This is a genomic window from Herbaspirillum rubrisubalbicans (assembly GCF_003719195.1).
Lineage (GTDB): Bacteria > Pseudomonadota > Gammaproteobacteria > Burkholderiales > Burkholderiaceae_D > Herbaspirillum > Herbaspirillum rubrisubalbicans.
The window spans coordinates 3686426-3706163 of record NZ_CP024996.1 but is presented as its reverse complement, the minus strand read 5'-3'; the positions used below and the strand labels follow the sequence as shown (position 1 = coordinate 3706163).

Annotated in this window: 18 protein-coding genes and 1 riboswitch; of the genes, 5 read left to right on the top strand and 13 right to left on the bottom strand. The window is 62.6% G+C overall.

The genetic code is table 11. The features are described 5' to 3' along the window. Positions 1 to 1890, bottom strand: a complete 1890-nt coding sequence (locus RC54_RS16430) for a chemotaxis protein CheA (RefSeq protein ID WP_061788992.1) — start codon at positions 1888 to 1890, stop codon at positions 1 to 3. Beyond that, positions 1890 to 2639, bottom strand: coding sequence for a protein phosphatase CheZ (locus RC54_RS16425; protein ID WP_058896137.1), 750 nt, complete (start codon positions 2637 to 2639; stop codon positions 1890 to 1892). Before RC54_RS16425 ends, RC54_RS16430 begins: the two co-directional genes overlap by 1 nt. Positions 2640 to 3131: 492 nt before the next feature. After that, positions 3132 to 3417: riboswitch (cobalamin riboswitch) on the top strand. An 83-nt stretch (positions 3418 to 3500) separates the two neighbouring features. Here RC54_RS16425 and RC54_RS16420 point away from each other — a divergent pair. From RC54_RS16420 to RC54_RS16405, 4 genes are all read left to right on the top strand, one after another. Then, positions 3501 to 5489 carry a TonB-dependent receptor family protein gene (locus RC54_RS16420; protein WP_061788991.1) on the top strand — a complete coding sequence of 663 codons (1989 nt, stop codon included), beginning with the start codon at positions 3501 to 3503 and terminating at the stop codon, positions 5487 to 5489. A gap of 49 nt (positions 5490 to 5538) precedes the next feature. Next, on the top strand, positions 5539 to 6522 hold the full coding sequence (locus RC54_RS16415; RefSeq protein ID WP_174526073.1) for a FecCD family ABC transporter permease: 984 nt from the start codon (positions 5539 to 5541) through the stop codon (positions 6520 to 6522). Further along, positions 6519 to 7289: an ABC transporter ATP-binding protein gene (locus RC54_RS16410; RefSeq protein WP_061788989.1), complete on the top strand. Its 771-nt coding sequence runs from the start codon at positions 6519 to 6521 to the stop codon at positions 7287 to 7289. The genes RC54_RS16415 and RC54_RS16410 overlap by 4 nt, the downstream gene beginning before the upstream one ends. A 196-nt stretch (positions 7290 to 7485) precedes the next feature. Continuing rightward, positions 7486 to 8085, top strand: coding sequence for an outer membrane beta-barrel protein (locus tag RC54_RS16405; RefSeq protein WP_082803066.1), 600 nt, complete (start codon positions 7486 to 7488; stop codon positions 8083 to 8085). Positions 8086 to 8174: 89 nt separating this feature from the next. Here RC54_RS16405 and RC54_RS16400 read toward each other — a convergent pair whose 3' ends face one another. From RC54_RS16400 to RC54_RS16385, 4 genes are all read right to left on the bottom strand, one after another. Further along, entirely contained in the window at positions 8175 to 9068 is an 894-nt protein-coding gene (locus RC54_RS16400) for a cobalamin-binding protein (protein ID WP_061788987.1), read from the bottom strand. 3 nt (positions 9069 to 9071) lie between these two features. Next, entirely contained in the window at positions 9072 to 9911 is an 840-nt protein-coding gene (panC, locus tag RC54_RS16395) for a pantoate--beta-alanine ligase (protein ID WP_017451673.1), read from the bottom strand. Positions 9912 to 9989: 78 nt separating this feature from the next. Then, positions 9990 to 10886: a segregation and condensation protein A gene (locus tag RC54_RS16390; RefSeq protein WP_061788986.1), complete on the bottom strand. Its 897-nt coding sequence runs from the start codon at positions 10884 to 10886 to the stop codon at positions 9990 to 9992. A 9-nt stretch (positions 10887 to 10895) separates the two neighbouring features. Then, entirely contained in the window at positions 10896 to 11099 is a 204-nt protein-coding gene (locus RC54_RS16385) for a DUF3460 family protein (protein ID WP_017451675.1), read from the bottom strand. A 71-nt stretch (positions 11100 to 11170) separates the two neighbouring features. On the opposite strand from RC54_RS16385, the gene RC54_RS16380 reads away from it, so the two are divergent. Then, positions 11171 to 11698 (top strand): outer membrane protein assembly factor BamE, encoded by a 528-nt coding sequence (locus tag RC54_RS16380; protein WP_017451676.1) that lies wholly within the window; start codon positions 11171 to 11173, stop codon positions 11696 to 11698. 12 nt (positions 11699 to 11710) lie between these two features. On the opposite strand, the gene RC54_RS16375 is transcribed toward RC54_RS16380, so the two are convergent. From RC54_RS16375 to metG, 7 genes are all read right to left on the bottom strand, one after another. Then, positions 11711 to 12541: a carbohydrate ABC transporter permease gene (locus tag RC54_RS16375; protein WP_061788985.1), complete on the bottom strand. Its 831-nt coding sequence runs from the start codon at positions 12539 to 12541 to the stop codon at positions 11711 to 11713. Further along, positions 12538 to 13413 carry a carbohydrate ABC transporter permease gene (locus RC54_RS16370; protein ID WP_058896130.1) on the bottom strand — a complete coding sequence of 292 codons (876 nt, stop codon included), beginning with the start codon at positions 13411 to 13413 and terminating at the stop codon, positions 12538 to 12540. The genes RC54_RS16375 and RC54_RS16370 overlap by 4 nt, the downstream gene beginning before the upstream one ends. Positions 13414 to 13440: 27 nt before the next feature. Then, positions 13441 to 14733: an ABC transporter substrate-binding protein gene (locus RC54_RS16365; RefSeq protein ID WP_058896129.1), complete on the bottom strand. Its 1293-nt coding sequence runs from the start codon at positions 14731 to 14733 to the stop codon at positions 13441 to 13443. 53 nt (positions 14734 to 14786) lie between these two features. Next, positions 14787 to 15827 carry an ABC transporter ATP-binding protein gene (locus tag RC54_RS16360; protein ID WP_061788984.1) on the bottom strand — a complete coding sequence of 347 codons (1041 nt, stop codon included), beginning with the start codon at positions 15825 to 15827 and terminating at the stop codon, positions 14787 to 14789. 22 nt (positions 15828 to 15849) lie between these two features. Beyond that, positions 15850 to 16833 (bottom strand): sugar-binding transcriptional regulator, encoded by a 984-nt coding sequence (locus RC54_RS16355; RefSeq protein WP_058896127.1) that lies wholly within the window; start codon positions 16831 to 16833, stop codon positions 15850 to 15852. 251 nt (positions 16834 to 17084) lie between these two features. Beyond that, positions 17085 to 17564, bottom strand: coding sequence for a GNAT family N-acetyltransferase (locus RC54_RS16350; RefSeq protein WP_013235036.1), 480 nt, complete (start codon positions 17562 to 17564; stop codon positions 17085 to 17087). 41 nt (positions 17565 to 17605) lie between these two features. Continuing rightward, entirely contained in the window at positions 17606 to 19672 is a 2067-nt protein-coding gene (gene metG, locus RC54_RS16345) for a methionine--tRNA ligase (protein WP_061788983.1), read from the bottom strand. Positions 19673 to 19738: the final 66 nt, after the last annotated feature.

The following is a 19738-nucleotide window of genomic DNA, read 5'->3' as shown; positions in this document are numbered from 1 at the left end:
TCAGGCCACTGCCGTGCGCTCCAGGTCGCGGCAGCCATCCAGCAGGAAGGACAAGCCCACCACCAGCACCAGCTCACCCTCGGCCGAACGGGCCGTGCCGGTGATGCCGGCGGTGTGGATCGCGGTCAGCGGCTTGATTACCAGGTCGGCCGTGCCTTCCACTGACTCCACGCCCAGAATGTAGGGATGCGGCACCGCCATGACGATACCGACCCGCTCATTGCCCGGCTCGTAGCCCAGCACGCCGGCCAGCGAATTGACCGGCAGCGGACGGCCCTGGTCGCGCAGCACCGGGGCGCCGCCCACTTCGTCGAAGGTCTCGGGCAGCTCCACCACGCGTTCCACCACGGCCATGGGCAGCGCCAGGGGGGCGCCGGCACAGCGCACCAGCATGGTCGGGATGATCGACAGTTCGATCGGCAGGCGGATTGAGAACTTGGTGCCTTTGCCGATGGTGGATTCGATGCGGATGGTGCCGCGATGCTTTTCCACGGCGGTCTTGACCACGTCCATGCCCACGCCGCGTCCAGAAACGCTGGAAGCTACTTCCTTGGTCGAGAAGCCCGGCAGGAACACCAGTTGCAGCGCTTCGTCGGCGGTCAGTGCCTGGTGCTCATTGATCAGGCCCTTGGCCAGTGCCTTGCTGCGTAGCATGTCCGGGTCCATGCCCTTGCCGTCATCGAAGACTTCGATCATGACGCTGCTACCGGCCTGCCAGGCGTTGAGCGAGATGGTCGCCTTGTTGGGCTTGCCGGCGGCGGCGCGGTCGACTTCGATACCGTGGTCCAGCGAGTTGCGCAGCATGTGCACCAGCGGGTCGTAGAGGCTGTCCACCACCACGCGGTCGACTTCGGTGTCGGCACCGGTGATGACCAGATCGACATCCTTGCCCAGGTCCTTGGCCAGTTCGCGGACCAGTCGCGGGAATTTCTGGAACAGGCGGCCCACCGGTTGCATCCGGGTTGACAGTGTGGCGCGCTGCAGTTCGCTGGAATAGCGCGAGGCGCGGCCCAGGGTTTCAGCCAGGGTCGACATGAGCGCGGCGGCCGTGCCTTCGAACTTGAACTGTTGCAGCTTTTCCAGCAGCACCGAGGCTTGGTTGGCGGCCTGCACCGATTCGCCGGCCACTTCCAGCAGGGCATCCAGCTTGACGGCATCGATACGGATGCTTTCTTCCTTGGCACCCCCGGGGGAATCGGTGGCGCGGCGGTTTTGCTGCACGGGTGCGGCGGCCTTGGGTTCGCCTTCGGCTGCGGCTGCGGCTGCGGGTGCTGCAGCTGGTGCCGGCGTTGCAGCGGCGGCGCTGGCTGTGCTGTCGGCGGCAGCCGGCGCGGCCACTGCCGCACCCGGCACCAACGCCTGGTACATGGCCGGCCAATCCAGCTCGCCATCTTTCATTACGCTGGCGCTGCCGTCCACGCTGGCCGGGGCGGCGCTGGTGGCCTGTACTTGCGGTGCGACCGGCGCTGCGGGAGCGGTGGCCGGGGCCGCAGCGGCTTCGCTCTTGCCTTCGATGGCCTGGGTCAGGATGTCCTTCAGTTCGGCCGGCATCGAGGCCAGGCTGTCGGGCGCGGCGCCATTGGACAGCTCGTTCAACTGGTCGGCTACGAAACCGCTGGCTTGCAGTGCTGCTTCGATGGCCAGCGGCGTCACCGGTGCCTTGCCGGTACGCAGGGCATCGAACAGGTTTTCGGTCAGGTGGCAGGCCGACACCATGGCCGGCAGGTTCACGAACCCGGCGCCACCCTTGATGGTGTGGAATGCGCGGAAGACCGCGTTGAGGATTTCAAGGTCATCAGGATGTCGTTCCAGCGTCAGCAGATGCTCTTCCACGTTGGTGGCGAGCTCCAACGCTTCAACGACAAAGTCCTTGAGCATTTCGTCATCCATTAGAACCCCAGGCTATCGAGTAAGTCGTCCACATCGTCCTGTGCCATGGCGGTGCCCCCCACGGACGGACCATTCATCAGGGAAACCGGTTTTTCCGCATCCATCTGCGCCTTCACCTCGGGTGGGGCATTGTCGCGCAGCAATTGCGCCAGCTCGCGCTCGGCGGTGGCGGTGATGGCCACGATCTTCTTGATCAACTGGCCGGTGATGTCCTGGAAGTCCTGGGCCATCATGATTTCCAACATGCGGGCTTTTTCTGCTTCGGTCGATTCCATGACCGAGCTGGAGAATTTCTGCGAGTCGCCCGCCAACGCCTTGAATTCGTCGATACTCATCTGGCCGGCATAGAGCTTGGTCCAACGGGCGTTGATGTCCTTGGCCTGTTCCTGCAGGCGGTCCTGGGCCGGCATCCCGGAGTCCAGGGCATTGAGCACCTTGTTGGCGGCTTGTTCGGTGAGCGTGGCGATGTGTTCCAGGCGGCTCTGGGCGTCGCCGATCTGTTCGGCCACGTCGGTCAGCGAGCGGTCATACCCCAGTTCGCGCATCGAGTCGTGCAACAGACGCACGATGCCGCCCAGGCGTTCATACATGGGTTTGTCGCTCTGGTCCTCGGCATCCGGCTGGGCACTGTCGGCTGCCGGTTCGGTCCCGGCCGGTGCGGCAGCACCGCCGTCGCTGGCGGTCATGCCCGGTAGCGTTTGTGCGGAAATTTCGTCAAACAATGCTTCCAGATCAACGTCGTCGCTCATGATTACTGATTCTCCCAACAAATTGGGTGCGCTCGGCGGCGCACTGCTGTGCAAATTGCCCGTAGGCGGATCAAATACGTCGTTCCGGGAGGCACAGCAACTGCCTTGCCTTCGATACCCAAAAGATATCGGCAGGCAGAGGCAGAGTCTGAAGGCTCGCAGACCACGACAACGATTCAGGGATGACAGGTGAGGCCAGCGGACCAGGCAGCGGGTCCACGGGTCGACGATGCCATGGCGCCGAGTATAGGGCCGCTTGCGGCCATCTCATCGGCTAAACAGCGAGTGAAATCCCCCATTTGTTTCAATTTTTCGACCTTTGCCAACATCCTGACCAGGCAAAAATAAAAAAGATATTCGATAAGAAAATCGAATTTATTCTATATAAGAGACGGATTTTATCCGGGTTTTTCCTGAAAGCAATGCGTCGGCCCGGCTTGTGCTGATTTACATCACCTGGTCCGGGTAGCTTGTGGTGTCCACGCCGCACGCCTACAATGGCGCGGTTTTGGTGCCCGCTGGCGTGTTCGTGCCGGCAGTTAAACGGGAAACACACGCCAGGCTGCCCGCAACAGGTGGGTGACCAGGTCAAGGTGTGCTGCCCCCGCAACGGTAACCAGGCGCCGGCTGCAACGTGAAGACACGTTGCGTTTGGCCGGCAACACCATCTTTGACGCCACTGTGCATGTTGCGCGATCTCCGATCTCGGGTTGCACCGCATGGGAAGGCTGATGGTCGTGCCTGCAGCCCGGAGACCGGCCAAACCAGGAGGATGCCGCGCATGGCCCAGGCCGCAGCGGTTTTCCGTTGATTGCGGCCTGCGGGGAGGCAGGCTGCACACCTTCATCGAGTCTCTTGTTCATGTCTATTGCTGCTTTTCCGGTCCGTCACGACGGTCCGCGTCCTCGTTTTGTCCTGCGCACCTCCACTGCGCTGATCCTGTCGACTCTGATTCCGGCTTGCTGGGCGGGTGCCGCCACCGCCGACCTCGCCCAGCCGCTGTCGGCGGTGGTGGTCTCGGCCTGGCGTTTCCCTAATGACCCGGCCTTTGCGCCGGTGGCCGCTACCGTCATCACGGCCGAACAGATCCGTGAGGCCGGCATCGACAATGCCAATGAAGCGATCCGCAAGCTGGGCGGCGTCTATGGCCGCCAGAGCCTCGCTGGCCCGCAGGATTTCCCGCTGGACCTGCGCGGCTTCGGTACCAATGGCGACCAGAACATGGTGGTGCTGGTCGATGGCGTGCGCATTTCCGAAAATGAATTAAGCACGCCACTGCTGTCCTCGATTCCCATCGAGAGTATCGAACGCATCGAGATCGTGCGCGGCGGCAGCAGCGTGTTGTATGGCAGCGGCGCCACCGGCGGCACCATCCAGATCATCACGCGTCGTCCGCAAGCCAATGCCGGGCATGGCACGGTATTGGGCGAGGTGGGCAGCAATGGCCTGCGCGCCGGCCAGGCAGTGCTCGCGCGCGCTTGGGGCAATATGTCCATCGATGCCAGCTATGGCAAGTCGCACGCCGACAACTGGCGCGACAACAGCCGCGCCAACCAGGAAAACTTCGCGACCACGGTCCAATGGTTCGCCAGCGATTGGCGCTTCGGTTTGCGCGCCAACCTGGCACGTGCCGATTTCGGCCTGCCTGGGAGCCTGAGTCAGGCACAATATGACGCCAATGCACGCCAGACCACCAAGCCGCTGGACCATGGTTCTTATGATAACGACAGCATCACGGCCTTCCTGGAACGCCGCTTCGGCGCCTTCGACGTCGCTGCCGAACTGGCGCATCGCGAAAAGATTGCCCGCTCCACCTATGTCAGCAGCGGCTCAAGTTCGCAGGTCAACATCCGCAGCACGCAATTCTCGCCGCGCCTGCGCCACTTGATCGAGCGTGGTCCGTGGAAGAACGAAGCCATTGCCGGCATCGACCTGGCCGAATGGAGTTCCTTCAACAATGCCAGTTATGGCAACAGCGACGCCTCCCAGCATTCCAAGGCGCTCTACCTGCGCGATGAGATCGAGTTCGACCACAATGCCCGTCTGGCCGCCGGCGTGCGACGCGAACTGTTCACCCAGCAGAGCAATTCCGGCGCCTACGGTCGCACCAGCGCGGTCAATGCCTGGGACGTGCAAGCCAGCTATGCGCCGCTGCCTTTGCTGCGCGGCTTCACCAAGATCGGCCAGAGCTACCGCCTGGCCACGCCCGACGAAAACGGCTTCACCGCCTTGCCCACCGGCGCCGTGCTCAAGCCCCAGGTCTCGCATGATCTGGAACTGGGCGCCACCCTGGGCAATGCCGCGCGCCAGCTGACGCTGCGCTGGTTCCGTCATCGTGTGCGCGATGAGCTGTATTACGATCCGACCGCCAATGGCGGCTTCGGCGCCAACAGCAACCTGGCCGCGACTCGCCACCAGGGCGTAGAACTGGAAGGGCGCGTACAACTGAGCGAAACCCTGGGATGGAGCGCCACCTACCAGCACATCAATGCGCGCTTCGATGAGGGCGACAACAGCGGCAAGCAACTGGCGCTGGTGCCGGCCAATACCTTGTCGACCCGGATCAACTGGAAGTCCGGCCAGCACAGTGCCGATGTCGGCGCGCGCTGGGTGGATCGCCAGCGCATGGGTAATGATTTCGCCAATACCTGCGCCCGGATGCCCTCCTTTACCAGCTTCGATGCCCGTTATGCACTGCGGGTCAGCGCCTGGGAGTTCGCCGTGACCGGGACCAACCTGGCCAATCGCAAGTATTACTCGCAGGCCTATGATTGCAGTGGCGGTGCGGTCTCCGGCATCTACCCGGAAGACGGTCGGGCGATAAAATTCACTGCCCGCTACGACTTCTGAGGCGGAACTGAACTTTTCTTCATCTTTTTCTCGACCTAGCCTGGTGCCGATGCGATCTTACCTGCCCGTGCTGTGCGGCTTGCTGCTGCTGTCCTTGCTGGCCCTGTCGGCAGCCACGCTATGCGGCAGTACCGGCTGCCTGCGTCCATCGGCCCCCGCCGACAGCGTGGCGCTGCTGCTGTCGCTGCGCGTGCCGCGGGCGCTGACCGCTTTCGCGGTAGGTGGGGCGCTGGCCTTGTCGGGGGCGCTGATGCAGATCCTGTTGCGCAATCCCCTGGCGGATCCTTATGTGCTGGGGCTATCCGGTGGTTCGGCGGCGGGCGCCTTGCTGGCCATGCTGGTGGCCCTGCCACTGGGCTGGCCGCTGCAACTGGTCACCGCGCCGGGTGCCTTGCTGGGGGCCGGCCTGGCCATGCTGCTGCTGTTCGGGCTGGTGCGCCAGTCATTGCGGCACCTGGCGATTTCGCCCTTGCTCTCCAGCCAGCGCCTGTTGCTGACCGGGGTGATGCTGGCCGCCGGTTTCGGGGCGCTCATTTCGCTGGCGCTGTCGGTCGCGCCCGATGCGCAACTGCGCGGCATGGTGTTCTGGTTGATCGGCGACCTCGACGATGGACGTCTGTTGCCACTGGCAGCACTGGTGTTGCTGCTGGCGCTGCTGTGGACGCTGCGTCATGCACCGTCGCTGAACTTGCTGGCGCGCGGCGATGCCTTTGCGCAATTGCTGGGGGTGCCGGTGTTGCGTTTGCGCGTGATGAGCTTGTGCGTGGCCGCGGCCTGTACGGCGGTGGCAGTGGCCATGGCGGGCACCATCGGTTTTGTCGGCTTGGTGGTGCCGCATGGGCTGCGCCTGGTGATCGGCAACGAGCAGCGCTTGCTGCTGCCGGCCTCGGTACTGGCCGGTGGTGCGGCGCTGACCCTGGCGGACTTGTTGGCACGCACGGTGGTGGCGCCGGTGCAGTTGCCGGTGGGGGTGATTACGGCGCTGATCGGGGTGCCGGTGTTCCTCTGGCTGCTGGCGCGGAGCCGCGTATGAAGATTTCTTCACCTGTCCTCTTGCAGACGCGCCAGCTCACGGTGTGCGCCGGAGCACAGGTCTTGCTGCGAGGTCTGGACTGGCAGGTCGCTGCCGGTGAATTCTGGTGCGTGCTGGGCCGCAACGGGGTGGGCAAGAGCAGTCTGCTCCACACGTTGGCTGGCTTGCATCCTTATGGAGGCCAGATTGCTCTGCAGGGGCAAGAGTTGTCGTCACTGTCGCCGTTGCAACTAGCCTTGCAGCGCGGGCTGGTGCTGCAACATCAACAGGATGCTTTTTCGCTACCGGTGCTGGATGCCATCATGGCCGGCCGCTTTGCGCACGGCGATGGCTGGGGTGGCACGCTTGGCGACATGGCCTTGGCACGGCAGGCGCTGCAGCAGGTTGGGCTGCCCCACCTCGGCGGACAGGATCTGCTGTGTCTGTCTGGCGGTGAACGGCAGCGCGTGGCGCTGGCCACCTTGTTGGTCCAGGCGCCTGCGCTGTATCTGCTGGACGAACCCACCTCGCATCAGGACATCGCCGCGCAATTACAGGTAATGCAATTGTTGCAGGGGCTCGCGCAGCAGGGAAAAGCGGTTGTGGCGAGTTGTCACGATATTAATCTGGCAAGACATTTCGCCTCGCATATCCTGCTGCTCAATGGCTCCTCTGCCCAGGCGGGTCAGGTGGAGAGCGTCATGCAGCCGGCGTTGCTGGAAACAGCCTTCGGTTGTCGTTTCGTACCCGTCGAAAGCCCGGACGGCGTGGTGTTCGTGGCACGGTAGGGCCGCGGGGCGAGCCGCATCGATTGAAAACCTCTTCATATTCTTTGTGGAAAATATGTTGTATTTAGACAAAAAATCGTCATAAGCGACGAGAAATCTCTTTACTGATATTTACGAATTCTCACCTCCCGATATAATCGTCGCCGGGGAAAACCCTGACGTAATACTGACAAATAATATCTAGGGATAATCAGGAATGAAGAAAAATATTGCAGTTGCAGCAATGGCCACCATGATGGCCGCCGGTTCGGTGGCAGCACAGACCGTAGATAGCGGCGTCTATCTGGGCCTGGAAGGCGGGATCACCACCATTGACGGCATTAGTCCTCCCATTGGCGGTTTCAAGACCTCCGAAACCAACGAGGCTGCTACCCTGCGCGCTTTGGTCGGTTATCAGTTTAACAAGAACTTCGCTGTGGAACTGGCCTACTTCGCGACCGATGATTTCAAGCAAGACGGCTCCAACCGCACCGGTAGCGTGCGCTACAACGCCAAGGCCAGCGTCAAGGGCGGCGATCTGTCCGTGATCTACAAGTTCACCGAATTCGTGCCGGGCCTGTACCTGAAGGCAGGTGTGACGCATTCTTCCGTCGACTACAAGATCAATATCGTCAATAGCAGCCTGAGCGCCAGCAGCTCCGAAAGCGGCACCGGCTACCTGTATGGCCTGGGCTACGATTTCAGCGTCTCCCAGAACGTCGGTATCCGCGTGGGTTACACTCGTTTGGAGAAACTGGGCGGCGAAAGTGACAACAAAGCGAACCTGTATTCGGTTGGTGTGAAGTACAAGTTCTAAGAAACAATTATCTGCAGTTTGCAGGTCTTGAAAATCCCTCCTTGGTGGAGGGATTTTTTTTGGGCGTGTTCTCCTGCAAGGGATGTCTCTTATGGAGCAGGCGCTATCCGCCGCGCCTGCTCCAGTTTCCCGCACACCTCCTGCGCCGCCTCCAGCACCCTTGGCCCGGGCCGGTTCATCCAATCGGCGTTGACCGTATAGAGTTGCCCATCGCGCACCGCGCGCAGGCGGGGAAACTGTTTCCAGCGTTGCAGCGGCTGGTCGTGTGCATCGCCGGGTGTGAGGATGACTTGTGGATCGGCTGCCAGTACCGCCTCCACGCTGACCGTCGGCGCCAGTTGCGGCAGATCGGCGAAGATATTGCGTCCGCCGCACAGGCGCAGTACGGCAGAGACCATGTGCTGGCCGTTGAGCGTCATCAGCGGCTGGCTCCAGATCTGATAGAACACGCTCACCGGCGAGCGGCCCTGATATTGCGATTGCAGTTGCTGCCAACGTGCACGGAAGGCCGTTGCCGCGGCTTGTGCCGTGCTATCGCTGCCGGCCAGGTGGCCCAGCTTTTCCAGGGAGGCGGCAATCATGCCGAAGTCAGCCGGCTGGCTTTCGTAGATGGGAATGCCGAAGCTGCGCAGGCGCGTCAGTTGCAGCGGCTTGTTGCCGCTGTGCCAGGCCACGATCAGGTCTGGCTTGAGGCTGAGGATGCGCTCCATGTCCAGCGCGTTGTAGCCCCCCAGCAGCGGCAGGCGGGTAGCTTGCGGGGGATAGTCGCTGTGATTGCTCACGCCCACGATCTGCGCGCCGGCACCGGCGGCATAGAGCAGTTCGGTCACGTGCGGCGCCAGGCTGATGATGCGTCTGGCCGGTTGTGCCAGTGTGACCGTCTGGCCCAGGTCATCCTGGACGGTGAGGCTGGCGTGGGCAGCACCGCTGACCAGCAGCGCTGCCGCCGCCCCTGGCAGGAAAAAAAGCGCCGCCACGCGCATGGTTCAGATTTCCAGGTTGTCGATCAGGCGGGTCGCGCCCAGCTTGGCGGCCGACAACACCACCAGCGGCGTGCCTTGTTCCATGTCGGCAGCCGACGGTGCTTGCAGGTCGATACGCTTGCGCACGGCCACATAGTCCGGCTTCCAGCCGCGAGCGGCCAGGCGTTGCATGGCCAGTTGCTCGACCTGGGCCACATTGTGCTGGCCACCGCGCACTTCATTGGCCACATCGTTGAGCACCTGGTAGAGCAACGGCGCTTCGGCGCGTTCCTCGGCTGACAGGTAGCCATTGCGCGAGGACAGCGCCAGGCCGTCCTCGGCACGATAGGTTTCGGCACCGACGATCTCGGTGGGCAGGGCGAACTGGCGCGCCATGTTGCGCACGATCATCAACTGCTGGTAATCCTTCTTGCCGAACACGGCCACGCGCGGCTGCACGCAGGAGAACAATTTCATCACCACGGTGGACACGCCGGTGAAGAAACCGGGACGGAATTCACCTTCCAGGATGTTGCCCAGGTCATTGGGCGGCTGCACCCGGTATTCCTGCGGTTCCGGGTACATGTCCTTTTCGGTCGGAGCGAAGAGCACGTAGACGCCTTCCTTCTCCAGCTTTTCGACATCGGCCTGGAAGGTGCGCGGATACTTGTCGAAGTCCTCGTTGGGGCCGAACTGCAGGCGGTTGACGAAGATCGAGGCCACCACCGGATCGCCGTGGGTGCGCGCCAGGCGCATCAGCGAGAGATGGCCTTCATGCAGGTTGCCCATGGTCGCCACGAAGGCGGTGCGCAACTGGCCGCGCAGGTGGTCGCGGAGTTCTTCGATGGAGGAAATGATTTTCATGCGGATTCTCTGGTTACGGGATGGCCGGCGCAGGTATCGTGAGTCAGCCAGCCCGGGTTTCAGGTGTGCTGCGCCCGTTCAACTGGGCGAGTAGGACAGTCTGACATAGATGGGCGCGAAGGCTTCGGCCTGGGTGATTTCGATCAGCGTTTCCTTGGCCAGCTCAAGCAGGGCGATGAAGTTGACCACCACCACCGGCACTCCGCGCGAGGGATCGAAGAGGTCGGAGAACTCCACGAAACGAGCCGACTGCAGGCGCCGCAGGATCCCTGTCATGTGCTCGCGTACCGAGAGTTCCTCGCGGCTGATGTGGTGATGCTGGGTCAGCTTGGCACGCTTCAAGATATCGGCCCAGACCGCCTTGAGGTCATCGATGTCCACCTCCGGCCAGCGCGTGACTACGGTCTGCTCGATATGCACCTGGGTACGCACGTAGTCGCGGCCGACCTGCGGCAACTGGTCCAGCTCCTGGGCGGCCAGCTTGATCTGTTCATATTCCAGCAGACGGCGCACCAGCTCGGCACGTGGGTCTTCCGGCTCTTCGCCGGGCTCGACCTTCTTGGCCGGCAGCAACATGCGAGACTTGATTTCGATGAGCATGGCCGCCATCAGCAGGTATTCGGCGGCCAGTTCCAGATTCTGCTTGCGGATCTGCTCGACGTATTCCAGGTACTGGGCGGTCACTTGCGCCAGCGGAATGTCCAGGATGTTGAAGTTTTGCTTGCGGATCAGGTACAGCAACAGATCCAGCGGCCCCTGAAAGGCTTCCAGGAACACTTCCAGCGCATCCGGCGGGATGTAGAGGTCATTGGGCAACTGGAACAGCGGCTCGCCGTACAGGCGTGCCAATGCCACGCCGTCGATCACGTCGGGCGTGCTGTCCTGCTGTCCTGCGGGAGTGATATCGATGGCGTCGGCGCTGGGTTCCGCGCCGGCCTGGCCGGCGGGTTCGGCACCACCTGCTGGAACCGTCATGCGAACAGCTTAGTGGTTCTGGTAGACGTAGGGCTGCTGCGCCACGCGCGAGGCCTTGTCACGGGCAGTCTTGTCCAGGTCCAGCGGCTCCTTGTCCCACAGCAGGGCGCGGCCGGCGCGTTGGGACTCTTCCAGCTTCGGGTTCTTCGTCTTCAGTTCGTCGATGAACTGGGTGATTTCAGATACGTAAGTGGTCTTTTTTCCGAAGAGCATGATATTTTCAGGCCAAATGTTACACAGAAGCCGTATTTTACCTTGTCTTCATCAGGGATAATCAATTACCTATGCGTGAACCTTTATTCACCTGCCTGCGCCGCCATGCCGGCAAATGCGGGGCTTTTCTTGTCGCTTTGGCCATGTTCGGCTGCGACCGCAATGGCAATCCCATCGAGGAGTTCGGTTTGGACAAGTTGCAAAAGGGCATTTCCAGCGAAGCCGACGTGCGCGGCGTGATGGGGCAGCCCGATACCGTCTGGGAGGACGGCGGGGGCGCCAGGACGCTGGAATATCCCAAGGGGCCGGAAGGCATCCGTACCTGGATGTTCGCCATCGGCGCCTCCGGTACCTTGATCGACTACCGCCAGGTGCTGACCCAGGAGCATTTTGACACCATCCGTGCCGGCATGACGGCCGACCAGATCCGCCGCGAGTTTGGCCGCCCGCGCAGCGTGGTGCAGTTTGCCCGCAAGAATGAGGAAGTGTGGGACTGGAAATATCACTACGTGCATGAGGACCGGCTCTTCAACGTTCATTTCGACATGAATACCAGGCAGGTGGTGCGGACGTCGATTTCCGAAATCTCGGGCCATTGAGGCCCGGCCGCCTCAGCGTATCCCCGCCCGCATGAACGATTGCACGAACTGCCGCTGGAACAGCAGGAACGCCAGCAACAGTGGTGCCGAAGTCATCAGCGTAGCGGCCGTGATGACGGACCAGTCCACCCCTTGGTCGGTGGAGGAAAACACCTGCAAGCCCACCGTCAACGGGCGCGACTCCACCGAATTGGTCACAATCAGCGGCCACAGGAAGTTGTTCCAGTGCGTGCTCACCGACACCAGCCCGAAGGCGATGTAGATGGGTTTGGCCAGCGGTACGTACACCTGCATCAGGATCTGCCAGGGCGAGGCGCCCTCGACGGTGGCCGCTTCATCCAGTTCGCGCGGCACTGTCTTGAAGGTCTGGCGCAATAAAAAGATGCCGAAAGCCGAGGCGAAGTAGGGCAGGCCGATGGCGAGGATGGTGTCGCGCAGGCCCAGCAGGTTCATGGTCTGGTAGTTCTCCACGATCAGGATGTCGGGCATCACCATCAATTGCAGCAGCACCAGCATGAACATCACATTGCTGCCCCGGAACGTGAAGCGGGCAAAGGCATACGCCGCCAGGGTGGCCAGCACCAGTTGCGCGGCCAGGATCATCGTTACCAGCAGGAAGGTATTGAGGAAATAGCGCGGGAAGGGCGCGGCCTGCCAGGCGTTGGCGAAGTTCTGCAAGGTCAGTGGCGCATCCAGGACCAGACGCGTGGCATAGGCAGCCGGATGGAAGGCGGTCCACAGGGCATACAGCAGCGGTAGCAGCCACAGCAGCGCCAGTACCCAGGCGGAGATGGTTTCCAGCGCGCGATGGCGCTCGGCGAAGGGAGAAGTGGGCGCGATCATTGATAGTGGGTCCGGCGGTCAAGTACACGAAACTTCACTAGCGCGATCAGCCCCAGTAGTGCCAATAGCACTACTGTCAGGGCTGCAGCATAGGAGGAGTCCCAGAAGGCGAAGCCAACTTCATATATGTAGTAAAGCAGCAGGGCGCTGGCATTGTCCGGCCCACCCTTGGTCATCACCACGATGTGATCCACCAGCCGGAAAGCGTTGATGAGTGCGTTGATCAACACGAAGAGCGTGGTGGGCATCAGCAGCGGGAACTGCACGCGCCAGAAGTATTGCCAGCGCGAGGCCCCCTCCAGCGCGGCGGCTTCGGCTAGCACCGGTGAGATCTGCTGCAAGGCGGCCAGGTAGAAGATCATGAAGAAGCCGGCTTCCTTCCACACCGCCACCACCATCAACGCACCCAGGACCGTATCGGGATTGCCCAGCCAGTTGTGCGAGGGCAGGCCGAGCGCGCCGGTGATCTGCTCCAGCAAGCCGTATTGCGGGGTATAGAAGAACAGCCAGATATTGGCCACCGCGATCATCGGCAGCACGGTCGGGGTGAAATAGGCCAGGCGCAGCAGCCCGCGCCCGGCCAGTTTCTCGTTGACCCATAGCGCCATCAGGATGGCCAGGGCAATGGCCAGCGGGATGGTGCCCAGGGCAAACCAGAGGTTGTTGCACAGGGCCTGCCAGAACACTGGATCGTCCACCATGAGGCGATAGTTTTCCAGGCCGACGAAGACCGACGGCCGGGTTCCCTTGGGCGTGGACAAGAAACTGTGCCAGAGCGTGGCCAGTGCCGGGTAGTGCGTGAAGGCGAAGAGCAACACCATCGCCGGCGACAGCAGCAGCCAGGGGATCACGGAGGAGGGCAGGCGTTTCATGGGCAGGCCATGTGCAACGTAGGCGCCTTAATGGCCGTAGCTGCGCAGGATGCGCTCGGCTTCGCGCTGGGCATCCTTCAGGGCGGCTTGCGGCGTCTTGGTGCCGGACAGGGCGGCCTGCAGATTGTCGTTCAGAGCCTTGGTCACGCGCTGGTTGTCGTGGGTGGACAGTTCAGCCACGCCATACTTCATCTGCTCGCGCGCGACGTCGGCGGCCGGTACGTCCTGCAGATATTTCTTCATCTCCGGGGTATCCCAGGCATCTTGGCGCGGCGCCACGTAGCCGGTGGCAATCGACCACTGCGCAGCACGCGCCGGTTCGGTGGCGAAGCGGATGAACTTCATGGCGGCCTGCTGCTCGGCCGGCGAGGTCTTGTTGAAGACGTAGAAGTTGCCGCCACCAGTGGGGCTGCCCGGATGCTTGATGCCCGGCAGCATCGCCACGCCGAAGGGGAAGCTGGCATTGGTGCGGATGTTGGTCAGGTTGCCGGTGGTGGTCCAGACCATGGCGGCCTTCTGCTCCAGGAAGTCCTTGGGGGTGGTGCCCCATTCGATGGAGCCGACGGGCATCACCTTGTCGCGGGTGGTCAAATCAACCCAGTGTTGCAGGGCCTGCACCGCGCCGGGCTGGTCGAAATAGGTCTTGGTGCCGGCGCTGTTCATCAGGATCGTGTCATTGGAGGCGCTCATGGCCTGGAACATCCAGTAGCCGAAGCCGGTGGAAGGAATCTTCACACCCCACTGGCTGACGTTGCCGGAGGCGTCGCGCTTGGTCAGCTTCTTGGCGGCTTCCACCATTTCGTTCCAGTTGGCGGGGGCCTTGTCGGGGTTCAGGCCGGCTTCCTTGAACAGGTTCTTGTTGTAGTACATCACGATGGTCGAGCGCTGGAAGGGAATGCCCCAGGTCTTGCCCTCGGTCTGGCTGTTTTCCATGAAGCCCTTGTAGAAGCCGGCGATCCACTTCTTGTCGTCGGCGCTGCTGGCCAGGCTGTCGATGGGGACGATGGCGTTCTCATCGATCAGGGTGAAGAGGTCGGTCGACAGTAGCACGGCCAGGGTCGGCGGGGTGCCGCCCTTGAAGGCGGTCAGCGCCTTGACGATGCTTTCCTGGTAGGTGCCGGCATAGATGGCCTTGACCTTGATGTCAGGGTTGGCCTTTTCGAAGTCGGCCACCATGCTGTCGATGGTCTTGGTGACCGCGCCGCCCACGGCGACCGGGTAATAGAAGCTGATCTCGACCGGATTGGCGGCCAGCACCGGCGCGCTGAAAACGGCCGTGATGGCCACTGCGGCCAGGGACTTCAGGAAGGTTCTACGCATGATGCATCTCCATGAGGTGGAAGGTTGGCTTGCTGCGGAAATCGTGGTACGGGTCAGGGGCGGCGCAGGCCGCTGTGGCGCTCGAAGAAATACTGGTCCTCAGCGTGCCAGGCCAGATGGATGGCTTGGCCAGCACGGAGCTTGTGTTGCCCCGGCGCGCGCACCAGCAGGGGTGCCGTGCCGATGCGTGCCGCCACGATGGTGTCGGCGCCGAAATATTCGACGTTGTCCACCACGGCGGGCACGCCGGCGTCCGCCAGGCGGATGTGCTCGGGCCGCAGGCCCAGGTGCAACGGCGTCTGGCCGAGGTCCTTGAGGATGAGCTCGCTGCCGGCGATGGACAGCCCTTCTGCATGGGCTTCCAGCGGCAGCAGGTTCATCGGCGGCGTGCCGATGAAGCGGGCGGCGAAGGTGGTCGCGGGCTGGGCGTAGAGATCGGCCGGTGGCGCATCCTGTTCGATGCGGCCCTCGCGCAGCAGGATCACCTGGTCGGCCATGCTCATGGCCTCGGTCTGGTCGTGGGTGACGTAGATCATGGTCATCTTCAACTGCTGCTGCAGGGCGCGGATCTCGCGCCGCATCTCCTGGCGCAATTGCGCATCCAGGTTCGATAGCGGCTCATCCATCAGGCACACCGGGGCATCGGCGATGATGGCGCGGCCCAGGGCCACGCGCTGCTGCTGGCCGCCGGAAAGCTGTGCGGGGCGGCGTTCCAGCAGATGCGTCAGGCCCAGGATGTCGGCCACGCGCTTCAATCGCGCTTCGTAACCGGTACGCGGCTCCTTGCGCACGCGCACGCCGAAGAGGATGTTGTCGCGCACGTTGAGGTGCGGAAACAGTGCATAGGACTGGAACACCATGGAAATCTTGCGCTGTGCCGGTGGCAGTTGCGTCACGTCCTGGCCGCCGATGTGGATGCTGCCGCTGGTGGGTTTGTCCAGTCCTGCGATCAGGCGCAGGGTGGTCGATTTGCCGCAGCCCGATGGCCCCAGCAAGACCGTGAAGTCACCCGACTTCACCTCGAAATCGATGCCCTTGACGGCCTGGGCCTCGCCCCACTGCTTGCAGACGCCCTGCAAGGAAATGGCTGCCATGTGTCGTTCCCCTCTTGCCGGATCAGACCGACGCCGCGCCGCTGCGGATCTGCTCTACCAGCAGGCGTGCGCTCGGTTCGTCGATGATCAGTTCATTGATGAAGCCGCCGCGCAGGGCCGCCTTTAGGCCCGGTAGCTTGCCGGTGCCCGAGACCACGCACAGCGAGTGGGCGGCGCGGGCGAAGCAGTCCATGTCGGGGCCGCTGTTGCGGGCATTGATGGCGACATCGCGCCAACTGCCATCGGCGCGGAAGAATACGGTGGCGATATCACCGACCAGGCCGTCTTCACGCAGGATGCGGCGTTCTTCTTCACCTAGATAGCCAGCGGTATGAATGTAGCTTCCGGTAGCCTCAGCCCCGATGGAAAACAGCAGGATGGAGGCACGGTCCTGCAGGTCGCGGATGGCCTTGATGCTTTTTTCGCGCCACAGCGCGCTGCGGGTTTCGGGGTAGTCGAAGAAGGCCGGCACCGGCAGATGATGGGCGCGCGCGCCATAGTTCTGGGCAAAGCGCGAGACGATGGATTCGCTGAAACTGTTGATGAAGCTGGCGCCGCTGCCTGAGCCATTGAGCGCCACCACGTCCACGTCATGCACATGGCGCGGCAGCAACTGGTCGGCGATGTGCGCCACCGTGGTGCCCCAGGCCAGGCCCATGACGGTGCCGGGGGAGACCAGCGAATTGACGTAGGCAGCGGCATGGCCGGTGACGCGCTGCAGGTTTTCCTTCTCGGAGGCGGCGGCTGCTACCGGCACCACCTGGATCGAGCGCAGGCGGTAGTGATGGGAGATGGCGGCTTCCAGGCTGCCCGAAACCTGCTGCGGATCGTGTACGCGGATTTCCACCAGGCCTCGGTCCAGCGCATAGGACAGCAGGCGTGAGACGGTGGCGCGCGAGGTGCCGATTTCGTCCGCGATGGCGGCGGTGGTCATGTTCTGGAAGTAATACAGTCGCGCCACGCGTACCGCCATATAGGCGGTTTCCTGTCTATCCCCTTGGGCCATGGTATTTGTTCTGATGTCGTGAAAGTGAAGAAACGGTCCATGCCCGGACCTGCCCCCCGGCAGGCCAGACAGCACGGCCACCTGACAACGTTTTCACGATGGTAGCGAGCCATTGTTACGGCTTGATGAACAAATGTTCTTGCAGCCCGATAGGCGCTCGCTCCTGTCGCTGCGGATGCCTCGGATAAAACAAAAGCGACGCACCAGGCGTCGCTTTGAGGGGGAGAGGAAGGAAGAACAGCTGGACGGAATCAGTGCCGCATCACCCGCCGCATCACGATGGGCGGGGCTTCCTGCGGATTGGCACGGGTGTATTCCAGTTCCGGCGCGATCTCGAAGCCGAAGGCGGCGTATAGGTCGACCAGTTGCGCCTGGTCGGTGCGCACCGCCAGTCGCAGCTCGCGCACGTCGGCTGACTGGGCGCGGTGGATCAGGGCTTCCATCAGATGCTGCGACAGGCGCTCGCCGCGGAAGGCTGGGGCGATGCCCATGCGGCGGATTTCCCAGACATCGCTTTCGGTATCGAGCGGCAGCCAGCGCACCGACCCGGCCGGCGTTTCGCCACTCAACAGGATGAAGGCGCCGCCATGCTGCAAGTCTTCCTGCACATGGTCCGGCGCCTCGCGGTGGCCGGAAGAACTGGGCGCTACCTTGTTGGCCCAGCTATGACGTGTCAGTTCGGCAATCAGACTGGCGTCCTCCGAGGTGGCTTCACGTATTACCAGATTCATGACCTTCTTTCCTCCTGCTCAGGCTATGCGGCGCTGGGGACTTAACGTACCCGCATCCCCGGCTCGGCGCCCGGCCACGGGTTCAACACGTAGATGCCCGGATTGGCCTTCTCATCCTTGGCCGAGGCCGCCAGCACCATGCCTTCGGAGACGCCGAACTTCATCTTGCGCGGCGCCAGGTTGGCCACCATCACGGTCAGCTTGCCGACCAGTTCTTCTGGCTTGTAGGCCGAGGCGATGCCGGAGAAGACGTTGCGGGTGCGACCTTCGCCGGCATCCAGGGTCAGGCGCAGCAGCTTGGTGGAACCTTCCACGGCTTCGCAATTGACGATCTTGGCGATGCGCAGATCAACCTTGGCGAAGTCATCGATGGAGATTTCCGGCGCCAGTTCCTCGATGGCGCTTTCTGCGGCTTCGGTGGCAGCAGCGGCAGGCGCTTCCGGTGCTTCGAAGAGGGCATCGAGCATCTTCGGATCGACGCGCTGCATCAGGTGCGAATAGGCATTGATGACATGGCCATCGGCCAGCGGCGCGGTGACATCGCTCCACTGGAAGGGCTGGACCTGGAGGAAGGTTTCCACCTGGGCGGCCAGTTGCGGCAGCACCGGCTTCAAGTAGATGGTCAGGATGCGGAAGGCTTCCAAGAGGCGGCTGCAGACTTCGTGCAGCTGTGCGTCGCGCGCGCTGTCCTTGGCCAGTTCCCACGGCTTGTTGGCGTCCACGTAGGCGTTGATGGCGTCGGCTTGCTCCATCACCAGGCGCAAGGCCTTGCCGTATTCACGCTGCTCGTAGAGGCTGCGGATCTCGTCGGCCACGCCGCGCAGCTTGACCAGGAAGGCATCGTCAGCGGTGGCCCACTGAGTGGACACGCGGCCTTCGAAGCGCTTGGCGATGAAGCCGGCAGCGCGGCTGGCGATGTTGACGTACTTGCCGATCAGGTCGGCATTGACGCGGGCGACGAAGTCGTCCGGGTTGAAGTCCACATCTTCGACCTTGGCGTTCAACTTGGCGGCGATGTAGTAGCGCAGCCATTCCGGGTTCATGCCGATATCCAGGTAGCGCAGCGGCGAGATGCCGGTGCCGCGCGACTTGGACATCTTCTCGCCGCTGACCGTGATGAAGCCGTGCGCGAAGACGTTGGTGGGCGTCTTGCGGCCGGCGAACTTGAGCATGGCGGGCCAGAACAGGGTGTGGAAGTAGGTGATGTCCTTGCCGATGAAGTGGTACTGCTCGGTCTTGTCATCGGCCATGAAGGCGTCGAAGTCGCGGCCGGTCTTGACGAAGTAGTTCTTCAGCGAGGCCAGGTAGCCGATGGGCGCGTCCAGCCAGACGTAGAAGTACTTGCCCGGCGCGTCCGGGATTTCGATGCCGAAGTAGGGCGCGTCGCGGCTGATGTCCCAGTCGCCCAGACCGCCTTCGCCATCCAGCCACTCGCGGGCCTTGTTGGCCACTTCCGGTTGCAGGCGGTTGTTGTCCAGCGCCCATTCGCGCAGGAAGGCCACGCACTTCGGGTCAGACAGTTTGAAGAAGAAATGTTCAGACGACTTCATCACCGGCGTTGCGCCCGACAGCGTGGAGTAAGGATTCTTCAGATCGGTCGGAGAATAGACCGCGCTGCAGTGTTCGCAGGAGTCGCCGTACTGGTCCTTGGTACCGCACTTGGGGCATTCACCCTTGATGTAGCGGTCCGGCAGGAACATGTTCTTCACCGGATCGTAGAATTGGTCGATGGTCTTGGTGGAGATCAGCTTGGCCTCGTCGCGCAGGGCGCGGTAGATCTCCTGCGACAGTTGGTGGTTCTCCGGGCTGTCGGTGGAGCTCCAGTTGTCGAAGGCGATATGGAAGCCGTCCAGGTACTGCTTGCGACCGGCCGCGATGTTGGCCACGAACTGTTGCGGCGTGATGTTGGCCTTTTCGGCGGCGATCATGATGGGCGCACCGTGGGCATCGTCGGCGCCGACGAAGTGCACCTCATTGCCCTGCATTCGCTGGAACCGGACCCAGATGTCGGCCTGGATGTATTCCATGATGTGGCCGATGTGGAAAGCGCCGTTGGCGTAGGGGAGTGCGGTCGTGACGAAGAGTTGGCGAGGTGCGGAAGTGCTCATTGGCGATACGGACGATGCAAGTAGGTTAAGGCGCGTGCGCGCAAAAACAGCAAGAAAACTGCCTGT

Coding starts and splice junctions, on each gene's coding strand:
- RC54_RS16430 (WP_061788992.1), bottom strand. CDS start 1,890: ATGGATGACGAAATGCTCAAGGACTTTGTCGTTGAAGCGTTGGAGCTC.
- RC54_RS16425 (WP_058896137.1), bottom strand. CDS start 2,639: ATGAGCGACGACGTTGATCTGGAAGCATTGTTTGACGAAATTTCCGCA.
- RC54_RS16420 (WP_061788991.1), top strand. CDS start 3,501: ATGTCTATTGCTGCTTTTCCGGTCCGTCACGACGGTCCGCGTCCTCGT.
- RC54_RS16415 (WP_174526073.1), top strand. CDS start 5,539: ATGCGATCTTACCTGCCCGTGCTGTGCGGCTTGCTGCTGCTGTCCTTG.
- RC54_RS16410 (WP_061788989.1), top strand. CDS start 6,519: ATGAAGATTTCTTCACCTGTCCTCTTGCAGACGCGCCAGCTCACGGTG.
- RC54_RS16405 (WP_082803066.1), top strand. CDS start 7,486: ATGAAGAAAAATATTGCAGTTGCAGCAATGGCCACCATGATGGCCGCC.
- RC54_RS16400 (WP_061788987.1), bottom strand. CDS start 9,068: ATGCGCGTGGCGGCGCTTTTTTTCCTGCCAGGGGCGGCGGCAGCGCTG.
- panC (WP_017451673.1), bottom strand. CDS start 9,911: ATGAAAATCATTTCCTCCATCGAAGAACTCCGCGACCACCTGCGCGGC.
- RC54_RS16390 (WP_061788986.1), bottom strand. CDS start 10,886: ATGACGGTTCCAGCAGGTGGTGCCGAACCCGCCGGCCAGGCCGGCGCG.
- RC54_RS16385 (WP_017451675.1), bottom strand. CDS start 11,099: ATGCTCTTCGGAAAAAAGACCACTTACGTATCTGAAATCACCCAGTTC.
- RC54_RS16380 (WP_017451676.1), top strand. CDS start 11,171: ATGCGTGAACCTTTATTCACCTGCCTGCGCCGCCATGCCGGCAAATGC.
- RC54_RS16375 (WP_061788985.1), bottom strand. CDS start 12,541: ATGATCGCGCCCACTTCTCCCTTCGCCGAGCGCCATCGCGCGCTGGAA.
- RC54_RS16370 (WP_058896130.1), bottom strand. CDS start 13,413: ATGAAACGCCTGCCCTCCTCCGTGATCCCCTGGCTGCTGCTGTCGCCG.
- RC54_RS16365 (WP_058896129.1), bottom strand. CDS start 14,733: ATGCGTAGAACCTTCCTGAAGTCCCTGGCCGCAGTGGCCATCACGGCC.
- RC54_RS16360 (WP_061788984.1), bottom strand. CDS start 15,827: ATGGCAGCCATTTCCTTGCAGGGCGTCTGCAAGCAGTGGGGCGAGGCC.
- RC54_RS16355 (WP_058896127.1), bottom strand. CDS start 16,833: ATGGCCCAAGGGGATAGACAGGAAACCGCCTATATGGCGGTACGCGTG.
- RC54_RS16350 (WP_013235036.1), bottom strand. CDS start 17,564: ATGAATCTGGTAATACGTGAAGCCACCTCGGAGGACGCCAGTCTGATT.
- metG (WP_061788983.1), bottom strand. CDS start 19,672: ATGAGCACTTCCGCACCTCGCCAACTCTTCGTCACGACCGCACTCCCC.